We start from the raw sequence: 15631 nt of genomic DNA, 5'->3' as shown, positions 1-15631 counted from the left end.
TTACAAAAAAATAAAACAGCAGATGTTTACACAGAAAATCAAAATAAAAACCGTTTCGAAAAAAACTCTTGGAGACCTTCATACTCCCATGAATATTTATCTTAAGATAAGAGATAAGTTCAGAGATACTATTCTTCTGGAAAGCTCCGATTCAAAAAGTATTGACAATAATTTTTCCTTTATAGCCATCAATGCCGTTGCAGGAATTGAAGTGAAAAATTTAAATGAGTTTGAGATTAAATTCCCTGACTCTACTCCTGCAAAGCAGTTCATTATGGAACGCAATATCACGGATATATTTGAAGATTTCCGTACTGTTTTTGACTGTGAAAAAACTAACAACCCTATTGAACAGACTGCACAAAGTCTTTTCGGATATACAAGTTTTGAAGCCGTACAATTCTTTGAAAATATCAATTTAAAAGCACAAAGCCCGGAAGTAGAAATTCCGATTCTCAGATACAGATTATACCAATATGTGATTGCCATTAACCACTTCAATGATGAAATGCATATTATTGAGAATCAAATGGAAGGGGTGAAATCTGAACTTCACCTTTTGGAAAACCTCATCAAAAACCAAAATACCCCGGTGTATCCATTTGAAAAAAATGGCCAGGAGACTTCCAATCTTACGGATGAAGATTATATCGAACTGGTAAAAACAGCACAGAGACATTGTATGAGAGGTGATGTATTCCAATTGGTACTGAGCAGAAGGTTTGAACAGAAGTTTAAAGGAGATGAGTTTAATGTGTATCGTGCTTTGAGAAATATCAACCCTTCTCCATACCTGTTTTATTTTGATTATGGAAACTACAAACTATTCGGATCAAGCCCTGAAAGCCAATTAATCATTAAAGATAACAAAGCGATTATCCACCCTATTGCAGGAACTTCTAAAAGAACAGGGAATCTTGAAGCTGATCTTAAGGCAATTGAAATATTAAAAAATGATCCTAAAGAAAATGCAGAGCATACCATGCTGGTAGACCTTGCCCGTAATGATCTTGGGAAGCTCGGCAAAAACGTAACCGTTACCAAACTAAAAGAAATTCAGCTTTTCTCACATGTGATTCACATGGTAAGTGAAGTAACCGCTGATCTTCCGGAACAGATCAACCCTCTTGACATGATTTCTGCAACCTTCCCACAGGGAACTTTAAGTGGCGCCCCTAAACATAAAGCTCTTCAACTTATCAATCAATATGAAAAAGATTCCCGTGGATATTATGGAGGATGTATTGGTATAGTAGGTTTAAACGGAACCTGTAATCAGGCCATTATGATCAGAACCTTTTTAAGCAAAAACAATACACTGTATTATCAGGCAGGAGCCGGCCTTGTTGCGAAATCTGTACCTGAAAGTGAACTGCAGGAAGTGAATAACAAATTAAATGCTCTGAAAAAAGCAGTGGAGAAAGCAGAAAAAATAGTAGAAAATTAAAAACTTCATCAACTCTTCACTCATTAACCCTACAACAAAAAAGAAATGAACAACAATATAAACGCTCAGCAATCACCGGTAAAAGTTCTTGTTTTCGATAACTATGACAGCTTCACTTACAACCTTGTCCAGATCATCGAAAGAATTCTGAATCAGAAAGTGGATGTGGTAAGAAATGATCAGATTACCTTGGAAGAAGTTGGACAATACGATAAGATCATCCTTTCTCCAGGCCCGGGAATTCCGGAAGAAGCTGGAATTTTATTAGAGCTGATTAAAAAATATGCGCCTACTAAAAGCATTTTAGGCGTATGTCTAGGACAGCAAGCCATTGCAGAAGCTTTCGGCGGAAACCTCATCAACCTTTCTGAAATTTTCCACGGAGTGGCAACTACCACTGAATTGATAAAAGAAGATACTAAACTTTTTAAAGACTTAACATCAGGACTTGAGGTAGGAAGATACCACAGTTGGGCTGTTAATCCTGAAAACTTCCCTAATGAATTGGAAGTTACAGCAGTCGATAAAGATGGGATGATTATGGCTCTTCAACATAAAACTTATGATGTACACGGAGTACAGTTTCATCCTGAAAGTATCCTAACTCCCGACGGAGAAATAATCATCCGAAACTTTCTAAATCAGTAAAAATCTATTTAAAAGTAGTTGATTATCATTTCAACCAAAGTCTAATGAAGTAAGCCTAATATGAAAACAACAACACAACATCCATCAACCATAAAAACTCCTCAAATGAAAGAAATTTTGCAATATATGTTCAATCACAATACTTTGTCAAAGTCTGAGGCAAAGGCCATGATGATTGAAATCGCACAGAATAAGTTCAATGCAGCAGAAGTAACAGCTTTCATCAGTGTTTTCCTGATGCGAAATATCACACTGAAAGAACTTGAAGGCTTTAGAGAAGCTCTGTTGCAGATGGCTGTTCCTATACACATTGATGCCAGCAATGCCATTGATATCGTAGGAACGGGAGGTGACGGAAAAAACACAATCAATATATCAACGTTGGCCAGCTTTGTGGTGGCCGGAGCCGGGCAGAAGGTAACAAAACATGGAAATTACGGGGCTTCAACCACTACAGGCTCATCCAATGTATTGGAAGAACTGGGGTATCAGTTCAAGAATAGTTCAGAGCAGCTGAATGAAGATCTTGAAAGAGCTAATATCTGCTTTTTGCATGCCCCCTACTTCCACCCTGCTCTTCAATCAGTTGGATTATTGAGAAAATCACTGGGATTAAGAACCTTCTTTAATCTGCTGGGACCTTTGGTGAATCCTGCAAAGCCTCAATATTCCATGATTGGAGTGTATAATCTGGAAATTGCAAGAATCTATCAATACCTTTTGCAAAAAGAGGAACAGGAGTTTATTTTAGTTCACGGATTGGATGGTTATGATGAGATCAGCCTTACCCACGACAGCAAAATTATCACTAAAAAAGGAGAAGAAATTTATTCTGCAGAAGACTTAGGCTTCAATCCTGTAACATTGGAAGATATTAAAGCAGGAAACACAACCAAAGAAACTGCAAAAATCTTTATGAATATTCTGGAAGGAAAAGGAAGCGAACAGCAAAACTCTGTGGTCTTAGCTAATGCTTCTGTAGCCCTTTACCATACACACAAATACGGAACATATGATGATTGCTTATTATTGGCTCAGGAAAGCTTAGAAAGCGGAAAAGCATTAAAAACCTTTGAACTTTTAATTAATTAGTCTTATTATTTTCTGAACTATTAAGAATTTTTAAGGAATGAAGAATCGTTAAGATCATAGCTAAAGCTATTTATTCAACAGTATTCTTTATTACTGATCTTTGATAGAGCCTAATCTATCTTATCATCTTAATGTCCCTTAATGGTTTATAATTTTTCACCATCTTATTAAATTTCTGTATTAAATGACCATACTAGATAAAATTATTGAAAGAAAAAAAGAGGAAATTGCCGTTTCAAAAGCAGCTATTTCTATCGATCAGTTAAGAAGCTCAGACTTTTTCGAAAGAAAGAGTTCTTCATTGAAAGAGTCCATTAAAAACAAAAGTGGAATTATTGCTGAGTTTAAAAGGCAATCTCCATCTAAAGGAATCATTAATAATAGTGTTCAGCCTTTGGATGTTACTTCAGCTTATGAAAAATTTGGAGCCAGCGGAATTTCTATCCTTACAGATAAAGACTTTTTTGGCGGAAGTTTTGAGGATATTCTGAATGTAAGAAAACACATCAATATTCCTATTCTGCGTAAAGACTTTATGATTGATGAATACCAGTTTTATGAAGCGAAAAGCATGGGAGCTGATGTTATTTTACTGATTGCATCTTGTCTTTCACCGAATCAGGTTCAGGAGTTTACAGCACTGGCTCACGAACTGGATCTGGAAGTTTTATTGGAAATTCATACCGAAGAAGAACTAAAGCATTTTAATTCTAATATTGACTTGGTGGGAATTAATAACAGAAACCTGAACGATTTTAAAGTTGATTTACAACATTCCGTTCAGCTAAAAGATCAACTTCCTAAAGATACTTTATCTGTTGCAGAAAGCGGGATTTATAGTCTTGAAGATTTTAAATTTTTAAAGGAAAAGGGATTTGATGGTTTCCTGATGGGAGAATATTTTATGAGGGATACAGATCCTGCAAAAGCATTTGAAGAATTTTCTTTATTAATTTGAAAATAAATATTTCTCAGCATTACTAAAAATCTATATCGTCACTTCTCAATCAACTCCTATGAACCAGCAACCAACCACTCACATCTCTTCTGCTCTCAAAGTCTGTGGCCTGACAAAACCAGATCAGATTCAGGAATTAATAACCATGAACGTAGATTTTTTAGGTTTTATTTTCTATGAAAAATCACCGAGATATGTTTTGAAACATTTGAGGCTGGAAGATATTGCACAAATTAATCATCAGGGAAAAGTTGGGGTTTTTGTCAATGAAAAAGTTGAAACAATTGTTGAAATTGCAGAAAAAGCAAAGCTTAACCTGATTCAGTTACATGGTGATGAAGAAGATAGTCTAATTATTGAACTAAGTAAACAGCTGAATCCCAATGTTAAAATAATCAAGGTGATAAGAATCGGAAACGATTCCTCTGAAAATAAGAGAAAAATAGCACATACTTTCAGTAACAACTCTGAAACTCAGAATCAGCAACCTATTTCCTATTACCTATTTGATACAGACAGTAAGGCATTTGGAGGGACAGGACAACAATTTGACTGGAGCTTATTAAATCAATTTGAAATGCCACTACCCTATTTTCTGAGCGGCGGTATTTCAGAAGAGAACATCAAAAATATGGAAGGATTGAAACAGAAACCTTTTGCCTTAGATATTAATTCAAAATTTGAAATCGCCCCGGGTGATAAGGATGTAAACAGGATCAAAAATTTTAAATCCAACATTCATCAGAGTCCCAACGGGGCGATTTAACCCAGAATTGGAAACATTCCAATTAATATTAATAACAAACACATACATGACAACATATTAATATCAACCACCAAAAAACACACAAATGCCACAATCATTAGTAAAAAATTACATCCACATTGTATTCAGCACAAAATACAGGAACGATTTTATAGATGAAAACATAGAAAAAGAATTGTATGCCTACATAGCCACATTATGTAAAGATTTTGAAAGTCATGCATTACAGATAGGCGGAACAGATAATCATATTCATATTCTTTGTAGATTGTCCAGGAAGATTGCATTAATGAAATTGGTTCAGGAGATAAAGGCACATTCCTCAAAATGGATCAAGACAAAAGGTAAAAAATATGAGGATTTCTTTTGGCAGGATGGTTATGGTGCATTTTCAGTGGGTGAAAAAGATATTCATATTGTGACAAAATATATTAAAAATCAACGCCAGCATCATCAAAAACAGGATTTTAAAAATGAATTTGTTGAAATACTGGAAAAACATAAAATGGAATATGATGAAAAATTTTTGTGGGATTAGATACAATGATTATAGCTAAGGATTTCATCCTTTGCTATCGGTTAAATCGTCCCGTTGGGACTCTTTATTAATTTTGATTATTATTAAAAATTCATGAAATACCAGATTAAACAAATTAATGAATTAACAGACAGCGATATTGAACATATCCTAAAACTATGGGATATTTCTGCATGGAATACAATGAAACGGCCTTATTTCCGTACCTTTTTTAAAGATTCGGAGTTTCATTTTCTGTTGGATTCGCAATCAGAGATTCTGGCAGTTCTCCGTCTCAATTTTGATTTTGTACTGGAGATTTCCGGAAATCAATATGCCTTTGCAGAAACCGTAGGACTGGTTGCTACTCATAAGCAAAAAGGATATGGAGCAATATTGGTACAGAAGTTTAAAGAAAATGTTATCCAAAGAAATCTGGAAACGATTGGTTTCTGCCACGCCAATCTTCGTCCGTTTTATGAAAAATGCAATATTGAAATTCTGTATGACAAGGCAAAAGCCATTAAGGAACATGCAGGTTCTGAATGGATCAATTCGGAAGATGATGATATTTTAATTTTTAATGTTTCTCAAAAAGAAAAAGAACAACTCAGTAGCTTGAGTGCACAACATAACGCTTATTTAATTACTAAAGAATAAAGAAATGAATTATAAAAACCCTGATGAACACGGATATTATGGAGAATTTGGAGGAGCTTTTATCCCCGAAATGCTTTATCCGAATGTAGAAGAACTTCAAAAGAATTATCTTGAAATTATTGAGTCTGAAGAGTTTCAGAATGAATATCAGGATTTGCTTAAAAATTATGTAGGCAGAGCAACACCGCTATATTTTGCTAAAAATTTAAGTGAAAAATACCATACCCAGATCTATTTAAAACGCGAAGATCTTAACCATACCGGAGCTCATAAGATCAATAATGCTTTAGGGCAGGTTCTTTTGGCAAAACGTCTTGGAAAAACAAGAATTATCGCAGAAACAGGAGCCGGGCAGCATGGTGTAGCCACTGCAACAGCATGTGCTTTGCTTGGTCTTGAATGTATTGTTTACATGGGAGAAATCGATATTCAGAGACAGGCACCCAATGTAGCCCGAATGAAGATGTTAGGAGCAGAAGTTATAGCAGCTACTTCAGGATCAAAAACGCTGAAGGATGCCGTAAATGAAGCCTTAAGAGATTGGATCAACCACCCTGTCACTACTCATTATGTGATTGGTAGTGTGGTTGGGCCCCACCCTTTCCCAGATCTTGTAGCAAGATTTCAAAGTATCATTTCAAAAGAAATCAAGGAACAGCTTAAAGAGAAAATCGGAAGAGAAAATCCTGATTATGTGATTGCCTGTGTAGGGGGTGGAAGTAATGCTGCCGGAACATTTTACCATTTTGTAGACGAAAAAGAAGTAAAAATTATTGCTGCTGAAGCCGGAGGACTTGGAGTTGACTCAGGGAAATCTGCTGCTACTACATTCTTAGGAACTCTTGGAGTGCTTCACGGAAGTAAAAGTCTTGTAATGCAAACTGAATATGGACAGGTTATTGAACCCCATTCCATCTCTGCAGGACTTGATTATCCTGGAATAGGACCTTTCCATGCCAACTTATTTCAGGAAAAAAGAGCTGAGTTTTTCAGTATCAATGATGATGAAGCTCTAAAATGTGCTTTTGAACTCACCAAACTTGAAGGAATTATCCCTGCTTTGGAAAGTTCTCACGCTCTTGCTGTTTTAGACAAGAAGAAATTCAAAGAAGATGATATCGTTGTCATCTGCCTGAGCGGCCGTGGAGATAAGGATATGGAAACATATCTTAAAAATTTATAATCGATCTGATTTATTATTCTATTTGTACAACATTGTACATTATATATTATACTATAAAGAAATGAAGAAACTAAATATATATTTCACTGCAGGAATTCCGGAACTGGAAAATACTGCAGACATTATACAACTGATCCAGGCTTCCGGAGCAGACATGATTGAAATTGGAATGCCCTATTCTGATCCTGTAGCAGATGGGCCTGTAATTCAAAAAGCCCATGAACTGGCCCTTCAAAACGGGATGACCATCGAAAAGCTTTTCTCTCAGTTAAAAACAATAAAAAACGAAATAAAAGTTCCGGTTATTTTAATGGGATACATCAATCCCGTATTGAGCTTTGGTTTTGAAAAATTCTGTAAAGAATGTTCGGAAAGTGGAGTTTCAGGGCTTATTCTTCCAGACCTTCCTCCTATCGAATTTGAGAAAAACTATCAGCATATTCTGAAAAAGCACAACCTTAATTTCACATTTCTGGTGACTCCGGAAACTTCGAATGATAGAATACAGTATCTGGATTCATTAAGTTCAGGATTTCTGTATGCAGTAAGCTCATCTTCCACTACCGGAAACGAAAATACGGTTTTAAAAAATGAAAACTATCTGACTAGATTGGCTGATCTACCTCTTAAAAACCCGGTAATGATTGGTTTCGGAATAAAATCAAAAGAAGATTTTGTAAATGTAACGGAGAAAGCAGATGGAGGAATTATCGGAACAGCCTTTGTGAATGTTTTGCTTCAGGATAAAGATTGGAAGAAAAATGCCATAGATTTTATCCATTCCATAAAAGCTTAAAATTCACTAAATTTGTATATCAAAAATTGAAATGAATACAAATCAAAATAAAGCAGTAGAATTTGAAGATTTAGGAGTTAAAGAATATCAGCCCGCTTGGGACTATCAGGAAAAACTGATGAAAGATATTATTGAGACTAAAATAAAGAACCGTGACCTGCCTGCAGAACAGCATATCACTACTCCGAACCACCTTCTTTTTGTAGAGCATCCTCATGTGTATACCTTAGGAAAAAGCGGACATGAAGAAAATATGCTGGCCGGAATTGATAAACTGAAGGAAATAGAAGCCACGTATGTAAAAACCAACCGTGGCGGAGACATCACCTATCATGGCTATGGTCAGATTGTGGGTTACCCAGTTCTGGATCTTGAGAATTTCTTTACAGATATTCATTTGTATATGAGAAATCTTGAAGAAGTTATCATCAGAACTATTGGGGAATACGGGCTTAAAGGAGAACGTTCCCAGGGAGAAACCGGTGTATGGCTGGATGTTGGGAAACCTTATGCCAGAAAGATCTGTGCAATGGGAGTAAAAGCTTCCCGATGGGTAACGCTACATGGTTTCGCACTGAATGTGAATACTGATATGCGTTACTTTGAATACATTGTTCCATGTGGAATTAAGGATAAGCAGGTTACTTCTTTAAAAAGAGAACTTGAAAGAGAGTTAACACCGGAAGAAATGGAAGATATAAAAGCAAAAATCAGAAAACATTTTGCAGATGTATTCCAGGCAGAATTGATTTACAAATAAAAATAAATTTTAAATATCATAATCCCTATGCAGTCGATGCATAGGGATTTTTTTGTGAATCATTTTTAAATATTAATTATTTTTTGAAAATATTACTTGCATATATTTGAATTTTTCATAATTTTATTATCACTAAATAGTGAATAAACAAGATGCTATTTAGAAAATCATTATCCACCAAAATATGAGAACTATGAAAAAAATTTTGCTATCCCTGATGGTATTTGTATCAGTACTGTCCATCAACTCCTGTTCAGATTCCAGTGCGAATCAGGAAACTGTAAATCCGCAATCTAAAGAAATTGCAATGAAAGAGTTCGGAAGAACTGTTCCTGTAGGACTCGATAAAGAAGACGGAAAATATAAAGTTTCCTTTATCCTTTCAGCTCAGCCTTATGAAATTAAAGACACTAAGGAAAACGAAGCTTATATTTCTATGATTAGCGAGGCCGTAAAAAATGAATCTCCGGTTCATATTTTCCTTAAAGCTAATTCCAATGAAATTGCGAAGGTAGGAAGCCCAACATTGGAAGACATCCGCTTCTTTAAATCTGCTTTAACTAAAGAAGTAAAAGCAGAAGGCAGCGCAAACAGAAAATTAACGAGTGTTATTCCTAACTTGGCGACTTTAAACAGTTTATTTACTCAGATCAAAAATCAATCTTGCGGAACTTCTACAGCTTCTTCTCCTTGTATCACTTTCAGATTTCCTGTAGACGGATGTTATGCAAGAGCTCACAAAATGAGACAGATCTTAAACAATGCCGGATATGAGTGTGAAAAACAATTCGTATATGGTAATTTAAGAGCTTCTACCGGTACTTGCTGTGTATCATGGGTATATCACGTTGCTGTATTGGTAAGCTTTAAAAATGCATCTGGAGTTGTTGAAAAAAGAATTATTGACCCTTCTCTAAATTCAACAGGTCCTATCACTGATACTGCATGGAGAGCGGCGTGTACCAACTCTACTTGTGGCTCTACTTCTGTTTCTTCTTATGCTAATACAGCAGGAAATGTTTACTACAGAAGTCCATCAGGATCTTTATTATATGATAACAATCTGGTTAATACCAATTGTACATTAACAGCATTCTCAGCTCTTTCAGGCTGTTTTGCTTCGGTACCTAGTACTGCACATTGCGGATTCTAACTAAATTTTTATAGAGCTCCTGCATTTATTTTTATATTGCAGGAGCTTTTTACTCAATAACTTATTATTATGAAAGTCTGGACTTATTTATTATTACTGTTTACCATGATTACATCCTGTTCTTCTAACCCTGAATCCCAGAAATTAACCTGGTATAATAATGCTACTATCAACAACATCCTTGAAGATCCGGATAAACCGGAAGAAGTTGTACGTGTAGCCATAGGAATAAGTGCTCAGGTCTTTTATCTTTCAAAAAAATCTTCTGATTATAAAGCATTAATGGAAAAGGTTAATCTGAGTTTTAAAAATGGTAAAACCTATAATATTGGTATTGAAAGTAAAACCAATATCATCAAACAAATCAATGAGGTGAAGTAAGCTTTACATGATCTCAATCTATGATCTTATTACAGAAATTCCTGCATCTACCTTGATTTCTGCACCATGAATATAAGAAGCCTCTTCTGATGCAAGGAACAGGACTACACTGGCAATTTCCTCAGGATTGCCCTGTCTTTTAAAAGGTATTGTAGGAATAATATCCTGAACCGCAGCTTCAATTTGCTCTGGCCCCAAACCCGTATTATGAAAAATATTGGTTTTGATATGCCCCGGACTTACCCCATTCACCCGAATTCCGCGTTCTGTAAATTCTACCGCAAACGTTTTAATGAAAGACTGCACTGCTGATTTCGCTGCAGAATATACTGAAAAACTGTTCATGGCAATCTCTGTAGCAACAGAAGTATTAAAAATAACTGAACTTCCTGTTTTCATCAATGGCAGCAACTGCTGGACAGTGAAAAAAGGTCCTTTTACTAAAACATTGAAGAGTTCATCAAATTGGTTTTCATCAACATTTTCTACCGGAGCAAATTTTCCATACCCAGCATTGGCAAAAATAACATCAATTTGTTCTGTATATTTTCTAACCTCATGCTGTAAATTCAGTAAGTCCTTCATGTTGCCTGCATCGGAAATAATTCCAAAAGCATTTTCTCCTAATCTCTCCAAAGCATTGTTAACTGTTTCTTCACTTCGGCCGCTGATAATAACACGCCCGCCCTCTTCTATGAACTTCTGAGCGGTAGCTAAACCCATTCCGTTAGTTCCACCAGTAATAATTACTGTTTTGTTTTTAAATCTCTGCATTGTTTTTAGTTTTAAAATTCTAATACAAAGATTGGAATCCCTATGATGGAAAAAAATCCGAAACATGCTGAAAAAAAACAAAAATCTACCTAACCTGAGTCCGGGATAAGAAAATTAAGGATAATAGACTGGAAGAGAGAGGCTGGAAGTTACTATCGGAGCTACAATTTCTGACGTTACCCTAAAATTTGATGAAGCAGTCTTTAAAGGAATAATAAATGACAGGGTTGTAAGTGGTTTTCTCAACCTCAACTCAATTCCCTCTCCCAGCTCCAGGCTTCCTTACTTACTAAAAACAGAAATGTCTTATCCAGAACTCAGGTTATTTATATATTTTTTATAAAATAAATAATAGTTATCAATAAAATCTTTCAAAATTAAATTGCACACAATTTAATTGCTTGTATATTTGCATAGTTAATTGATCACAAAGTAAAATTTGGAAATAAATAATCATCAAATAGTTTAATTTAAAATAAAAGAAAATGTCATTAATAGAAGACTTAAACTGGAGACATGCCGTAAAAGCTTATGACCCAACTAAAAAAGTATCAAACGAAGATTTAAATACGATCCTGGAAGCAGCAAGACTGGCTCCTACTTCATCAGGACTACAGCCTTTCCGTATTATTGTAGTAGAGAATCAGGAATTAAAAGATAAAATGGTTGCCGGAGCTCTAAACCCGGAAGTAATGAGAGATTCTTCTCATGTTTTGGTATTTGCTGCCTGGGACAGCTATTCTAATGAAAAAATTGACAAAGTATACGATCATCATACTGATGTAAGAGATCTTCCAAGAGGACGTTTTGGAAGTTATACAGATAAAATCAAAGAGATGTATGGAGCGCAAACTCCTGAACAGCACTTTGCACACACTGCCCGCCAGACTTATATTGCTTTAGGAATTGCTCTTGCCCAGGCTGCTGAACTTAAAATTGACAGCACTCCGGCAGAAGGGTTCAGTAATGAAGTGGTAGATGAAATACTGGGATTAAAAGAATTAGGCTTAAAAAGTGTAAGTCTTTTATACCTTGGATACCGCGACGAAGCCAATGACTGGCTGTCTTCTATGAAAAAAGTCCGTATTTCAATGGATGAGTTTATCATTAAAAAGTAATACCTTCACGAATCTTTCGTATTCAATCTTATGGAACATTCAAATACCCCAAAATTAGAAAACCAGATCTGTTTCCCGTTATATGTCATTGCTAAGGAGATCACCGGTCTATACCGACCTTTTCTTGATGAACTGGACATCACTTATCCACAATACCTCGTCATGATGATATTATGGAATGGAGACGGACTTACCGTAACTCATATCGGAGAAAAACTGTTTCTGGATAGTGGAACACTGACTCCCCTTCTTAAAAGACTGGAGACAAAAGGATTTATCATAAGAAAACGTAAAAAAGAGGACGAAAGAGTTGTTGAAGTATTTCTAGCCGAAGCCGGAAAACAGCTTCAGAAAAAGGCCTGCGAAATTCCGGGTAAGATCCAGGAAAAGATCGGGATACAGCCTGAAGAACTGTTGGAGCTCAAAGAAACAGTTTTAAAAATACTAAAAAAAATAGAAAAATAATGAAAACGTTATATACAACAAAAGTCACTGCTACAGGCGGAAGAAATGGTCATGTAAAAAGTGAAAACGGAGTGCTGGACCTTGAAGTAAAAATGCCAAAAGCATTAGGTGGAGCCAATGATGACTTCACAAATCCTGAAATGCTATTTGCAGCCGGATATTCAGCATGCTTTGATAGTGCTTTGAACAGAGTGATTAGTCTGGCTAAAGTAAAAACAGGTGAAACAACTGTTGCAGCTCAGGTAAGCATAGGACAAATTGAAAACGGAGGTTTTGGATTAGCAGTGGAATTAGATGTTAATATTCCGGGAGTTTCTATTGAAGAAGCTCAGTCTTTAACGGAGAAAGCGCATCAGATTTGCCCTTATTCTAATGCAACAAGAAACAATATTGAGGTTAAGCTTTCTGTAACCAACAATGATTAATCCAATTTTTTTATAATTATATTAAAATGAGCTGTTTTTATTTCAAAAACAGCTCATTTTTTATTTTAACCACAGATTTTCTCTGATGAACACTGATGATTGTGGATATTCTCAATGCAAAATTTGTGTGATTTGTGCTAAGCATTAGTGTAATTTGTGTTTTCTTAAACGCAAAGTTTGATTTTCGTAATGTTTTATTTTTAAGTGAGCAAAGAGGCAATCGATACATCGATTCGATGAAGCATTCTGTCTAGCTGGCACCTCATTACTCATTACTCATTACTCATTACTCATATTAAGTTTTATCTCTTATTCAGATCACTTTTCTGGTAGGCCTCTACCTTTTTGTAAGAATCGTTTTTCTCTTTTTCTTTTTTATCGGAAATTAAAATTCCGAAAAGGTGATCAATTTCGTGCTGGAAGATCACAGCGGTGAAGCCTTCTACAATTTCTGAATATTTCTGCCCTTTCAAATCTACATATTCCAGTTGAATGACTTTACTTCTGTAAAATTGGTCTCTGAAATCAGGAATTGATAGATCTCCTTCAGGTCCCAAGTTCTGTAAATCAGACCGCCATACAATCACCGGATTGATAAAGTATTCCAAAGGAGTTCCTTCTTTGTCAAAGCGTTGTACCCAAATTACTTTTCTGTTGATTCCCACCTGTGGAGCTGCAATACCTACTCCACCATCGGTTGAAAGAAGAGATTCCTTCATTCTTTTCACCAGAACAGCAGTACTTGGATCGGTCGGATTGATTTCCGAAGAAAGACTCAGTAAGGTTTTATGCTGATGAGTATCGGTAGTCTGATAGATCGGTAACGCTGAATCTGCATTCCCCTGATTGATAATAGACAGTTCATCAGATGTTAATTTCTGGGCATTAAGCAGCCCTACAAAAAGTATAAATAGAATGGATATTTTTTTCATACAAACCGAATGTAGTACAAAGGTAGAGATTGTTGGGTGAAAATGGGTAATGATGTTGGCGTTTTAAGGCGGTAAGATGGAAGAGTGAGGCTGGGGGTTACTGTTAGCTCTTTAATTTTATAATGTGGTTATTAAGATTTTGGCTAAAGACATTGGAATCTTTATATAAAGAAAGAACGGGCTACCCTTCGACTACGCTCAGGGGTTACCCGTTCCTCTTGAATTTGATATTTTTCTGATAGCAGTTGTTTCCATAACCGAAATAAACCATACAACATCCTTTAATTCAGAAAATTACCAACACAATAAGGTTAAAATATAAGGCTAGATTCCTACGGAATGACAAAGATTATATTTAAAAACCCTGCAAAATCAGTGTGATCTTTGAGATATAAAAAAGAAAGGATTTTAAACCATTAAGAAAATAAATATTTTAAGGTAAGTTAAGCTTCATCCAAGATGAATTTAAGGTATTGCTAAACAAATAGCTTTAGCTGTTTTCTTAACTTTTCTTCATCTCTCAAAAATCTTAATGGTTCAAATTTTCGCAATCATCAAGAAACAAAATTAAAAAGTCTTCGTCATATCACCAGGAATAACAAGATTGAATTCCGTTGGAATATAGTCTTTTGAAGGAACTTTCAGTTCAGAATCTTCCGATTCAAAAACAGAAATTACTGCCATCTTTAAATTTGGATTTTTCTGTTTGATATACCAATAGGTTCCGCCAAATTCTTTGCTGTGATAATTACCGTTATAATGAATAAAGGTTTTTCCTGCCTGAATATTTTTCAGGATAGATTCAGCCATGGTAGCATCTTTTGTAGCCTGTGCAGAGATAAAGTTCATCACTTTAGTCCCTTCTGCATGATCTCCCATCATCGCCTTCATTTCAAGATATCCTGGGGTATCCAAAGTTACTTTGATGGGTAACTGAGCAATGTATGTTTTTTCTTTATCACTTAATTTATTCAAAGATTCAATTCCTTCTTTTGCTGTTTGTGAGGCGTATCTTCTCGGAATATTTGTTGCAATGAAGCTCAGCTTTTTATTTTTAGCAAAATCTACCAGCGGTTTGTAGTCTGTTGCATAATTATTCCATAAACGGGCAGAGTCTTTCAATGTTTTCGCATCAAATTTTCCGTTTAAATATTGGTTCAGCTGAGCCTGATTATCTCTTTCAAACATTTCAGCGCCCAGAATAAGCTGTCCGTTTTTCTTTTCATACAAAGCTTCTGTTATTTTAAGCTGAAGCCAGTGATTGATTGAACTGTTATGATTTTCTCCAAAGAAAACTACATCATAATCTGCCAATTCCTTAACCAATTTATCTGTTTTTATCTCTTTACCCTTTTGGTCGTAAAACTGATACGCTTTAAAGTTCTGTGCATTGAGTGAACAGAAACCCGTCAGCAAAATTGCTATCAAAATATTCTTCATTGTTTATCTTTTCTATTTTAATTTAACCATAAATTACGTAATATTTTGGGGCTTTTTACAATGCCTTCCAAAATCTAAAAGAAAAAGACCGCTTTGAATATTACAAACAAAACGGC

18 protein-coding genes are annotated in these 15631 nt (G+C 35.4%); 15 read left to right on the top strand and 3 right to left on the bottom strand.

The genetic code is table 11. The annotated features are described in order from the left end of the window. Window positions 1–22: 22 nt before the first annotated feature. The 12 genes from J2772_RS06030 (at window position 23) to J2772_RS05975 (ending at window position 10361) form a co-directional block, all read left to right on the top strand. Entirely contained in the window at window positions 23–1447 is a 1425-nt protein-coding gene (locus J2772_RS06030; protein ID WP_209914413.1) for an anthranilate synthase component I family protein, read from the top strand. A gap of 45 nt (window positions 1448–1492) precedes the next feature. Next, window positions 1493–2095, top strand: coding sequence for an anthranilate synthase component II (locus J2772_RS06025; RefSeq protein WP_209914410.1), 603 nt, complete (start codon window positions 1493–1495; stop codon window positions 2093–2095). Window positions 2096–2200: 105 nt separating this feature from the next. After that, on the top strand, window positions 2201–3187 hold the full coding sequence (gene trpD / locus J2772_RS06020) for an anthranilate phosphoribosyltransferase (protein WP_209914407.1): 987 nt from the start codon (window positions 2201–2203) through the stop codon (window positions 3185–3187). Window positions 3188–3371: 184 nt separating this feature from the next. Continuing rightward, entirely contained in the window at window positions 3372–4145 is a 774-nt protein-coding gene (gene trpC, locus J2772_RS06015; protein WP_209914404.1) for an indole-3-glycerol phosphate synthase TrpC, read from the top strand. Window positions 4146–4203: 58 nt separating this feature from the next. Continuing rightward, complete coding sequence (locus tag J2772_RS06010) at window positions 4204–4911, top strand: phosphoribosylanthranilate isomerase (protein ID WP_209914402.1); 708 nt, start codon at window positions 4204–4206, stop codon at window positions 4909–4911. An 85-nt stretch (window positions 4912–4996) separates the two neighbouring features. Further along, the gene (gene tnpA, locus J2772_RS06005) at window positions 4997–5449 is read left to right on the top strand and encodes an IS200/IS605 family transposase (protein ID WP_209914399.1); all 453 of its coding nucleotides are present in this window, start codon (window positions 4997–4999) and stop codon (window positions 5447–5449) included. A 93-nt stretch (window positions 5450–5542) separates the two neighbouring features. Further along, the gene (locus tag J2772_RS06000; protein ID WP_209914396.1) at window positions 5543–6088 is read left to right on the top strand and encodes a GNAT family N-acetyltransferase; all 546 of its coding nucleotides are present in this window, start codon (window positions 5543–5545) and stop codon (window positions 6086–6088) included. Between the two features lie 4 nt (window positions 6089–6092). Further along, a complete protein-coding gene (trpB, locus tag J2772_RS05995; protein WP_209914394.1) occupies window positions 6093–7271 on the top strand; it encodes a tryptophan synthase subunit beta in 1179 nt (392 codons plus the stop codon). Between the two features lie 61 nt (window positions 7272–7332). Further along, a complete protein-coding gene (trpA, locus tag J2772_RS05990; protein ID WP_209914391.1) occupies window positions 7333–8067 on the top strand; it encodes a tryptophan synthase subunit alpha in 735 nt (244 codons plus the stop codon). A gap of 31 nt (window positions 8068–8098) precedes the next feature. Then, entirely contained in the window at window positions 8099–8827 is a 729-nt protein-coding gene (gene lipB / locus J2772_RS05985) for a lipoyl(octanoyl) transferase LipB (protein ID WP_045495090.1), read from the top strand. Between the two features lie 193 nt (window positions 8828–9020). After that, window positions 9021–9980 carry a protein-glutamine glutaminase gene (locus J2772_RS05980; protein WP_209914387.1) on the top strand — a complete coding sequence of 320 codons (960 nt, stop codon included), beginning with the start codon at window positions 9021–9023 and terminating at the stop codon, window positions 9978–9980. Window positions 9981–10049: 69 nt separating this feature from the next. Beyond that, window positions 10050–10361 (top strand): hypothetical protein, encoded by a 312-nt coding sequence (locus tag J2772_RS05975; protein WP_209914384.1) that lies wholly within the window; start codon window positions 10050–10052, stop codon window positions 10359–10361. Window positions 10362–10379: 18 nt separating this feature from the next. Here J2772_RS05975 and J2772_RS05970 read toward each other — a convergent pair whose 3' ends face one another. Then, window positions 10380–11135, bottom strand: a complete 756-nt coding sequence (locus J2772_RS05970) for an SDR family oxidoreductase (protein ID WP_209914381.1) — start codon at window positions 11133–11135, stop codon at window positions 10380–10382. A gap of 485 nt (window positions 11136–11620) precedes the next feature. Here J2772_RS05970 and J2772_RS05965 point away from each other — a divergent pair, with 485 nt between their 5' ends. Genes J2772_RS05965 through J2772_RS05955 form a run of 3 tightly spaced genes read left to right on the top strand, consistent with a single transcriptional unit; the run spans window position 11621 to window position 13143 of the window. Next, a complete protein-coding gene (locus J2772_RS05965; RefSeq protein WP_209914379.1) occupies window positions 11621–12253 on the top strand; it encodes an NAD(P)H-dependent oxidoreductase in 633 nt (210 codons plus the stop codon). Window positions 12254–12283: 30 nt separating this feature from the next. Then, window positions 12284–12718, top strand: coding sequence for a MarR family winged helix-turn-helix transcriptional regulator (locus J2772_RS05960; protein ID WP_209914375.1), 435 nt, complete (start codon window positions 12284–12286; stop codon window positions 12716–12718). Continuing rightward, window positions 12718–13143: an organic hydroperoxide resistance protein gene (locus J2772_RS05955; protein ID WP_209914372.1), complete on the top strand. Its 426-nt coding sequence runs from the start codon at window positions 12718–12720 to the stop codon at window positions 13141–13143. The genes J2772_RS05960 and J2772_RS05955 overlap by 1 nt, the downstream gene beginning before the upstream one ends. A 302-nt stretch (window positions 13144–13445) precedes the next feature. On the opposite strand, the gene J2772_RS05950 is transcribed toward J2772_RS05955, so the two are convergent. Next, window positions 13446–14075, bottom strand: a complete 630-nt coding sequence (locus tag J2772_RS05950) for a peptide deformylase (RefSeq protein ID WP_209914369.1) — start codon at window positions 14073–14075, stop codon at window positions 13446–13448. Between the two features lie 567 nt (window positions 14076–14642). Next, window positions 14643–15515: a ChaN family lipoprotein gene (locus J2772_RS05945; RefSeq protein ID WP_209914367.1), complete on the bottom strand. Its 873-nt coding sequence runs from the start codon at window positions 15513–15515 to the stop codon at window positions 14643–14645. Between the last annotated feature and the right edge of the window lie 116 nt (window positions 15516–15631).

The organism is Chryseobacterium jejuense, assembly GCF_017877355.1.
Classification (GTDB): domain Bacteria; phylum Bacteroidota; class Bacteroidia; order Flavobacteriales; family Weeksellaceae; genus Chryseobacterium; species Chryseobacterium jejuense_A.
This window is presented reverse-complemented; position numbering and strand designations above follow the sequence as displayed.

Coding starts and splice junctions, on each gene's coding strand:
- J2772_RS05950 (WP_209914369.1), bottom strand. CDS start 14,075: ATGAAAAAAATATCCATTCTATTTATACTTTTTGTAGGGCTGCTTAAT.
- J2772_RS06010 (WP_209914402.1), top strand. CDS start 4,204: ATGAACCAGCAACCAACCACTCACATCTCTTCTGCTCTCAAAGTCTGT.
- J2772_RS05955 (WP_209914372.1), top strand. CDS start 12,718: ATGAAAACGTTATATACAACAAAAGTCACTGCTACAGGCGGAAGAAAT.
- J2772_RS06025 (WP_209914410.1), top strand. CDS start 1,493: ATGAACAACAATATAAACGCTCAGCAATCACCGGTAAAAGTTCTTGTT.
- J2772_RS05960 (WP_209914375.1), top strand. CDS start 12,284: ATGGAACATTCAAATACCCCAAAATTAGAAAACCAGATCTGTTTCCCG.
- trpD (WP_209914407.1), top strand. CDS start 2,201: ATGAAAGAAATTTTGCAATATATGTTCAATCACAATACTTTGTCAAAG.
- trpA (WP_209914391.1), top strand. CDS start 7,333: ATGAAGAAACTAAATATATATTTCACTGCAGGAATTCCGGAACTGGAA.
- trpB (WP_209914394.1), top strand. CDS start 6,093: ATGAATTATAAAAACCCTGATGAACACGGATATTATGGAGAATTTGGA.
- tnpA (WP_209914399.1), top strand. CDS start 4,997: ATGCCACAATCATTAGTAAAAAATTACATCCACATTGTATTCAGCACA.
- J2772_RS05970 (WP_209914381.1), bottom strand. CDS start 11,135: ATGCAGAGATTTAAAAACAAAACAGTAATTATTACTGGTGGAACTAAC.
- J2772_RS06030 (WP_209914413.1), top strand. CDS start 23: ATGTTTACACAGAAAATCAAAATAAAAACCGTTTCGAAAAAAACTCTT.
- J2772_RS05965 (WP_209914379.1), top strand. CDS start 11,621: ATGTCATTAATAGAAGACTTAAACTGGAGACATGCCGTAAAAGCTTAT.
- J2772_RS05975 (WP_209914384.1), top strand. CDS start 10,050: ATGAAAGTCTGGACTTATTTATTATTACTGTTTACCATGATTACATCC.
- J2772_RS05945 (WP_209914367.1), bottom strand. CDS start 15,515: ATGAAGAATATTTTGATAGCAATTTTGCTGACGGGTTTCTGTTCACTC.
- trpC (WP_209914404.1), top strand. CDS start 3,372: ATGACCATACTAGATAAAATTATTGAAAGAAAAAAAGAGGAAATTGCC.
- J2772_RS05980 (WP_209914387.1), top strand. CDS start 9,021: ATGAAAAAAATTTTGCTATCCCTGATGGTATTTGTATCAGTACTGTCC.
- J2772_RS06000 (WP_209914396.1), top strand. CDS start 5,543: ATGAAATACCAGATTAAACAAATTAATGAATTAACAGACAGCGATATT.
- lipB (WP_045495090.1), top strand. CDS start 8,099: ATGAATACAAATCAAAATAAAGCAGTAGAATTTGAAGATTTAGGAGTT.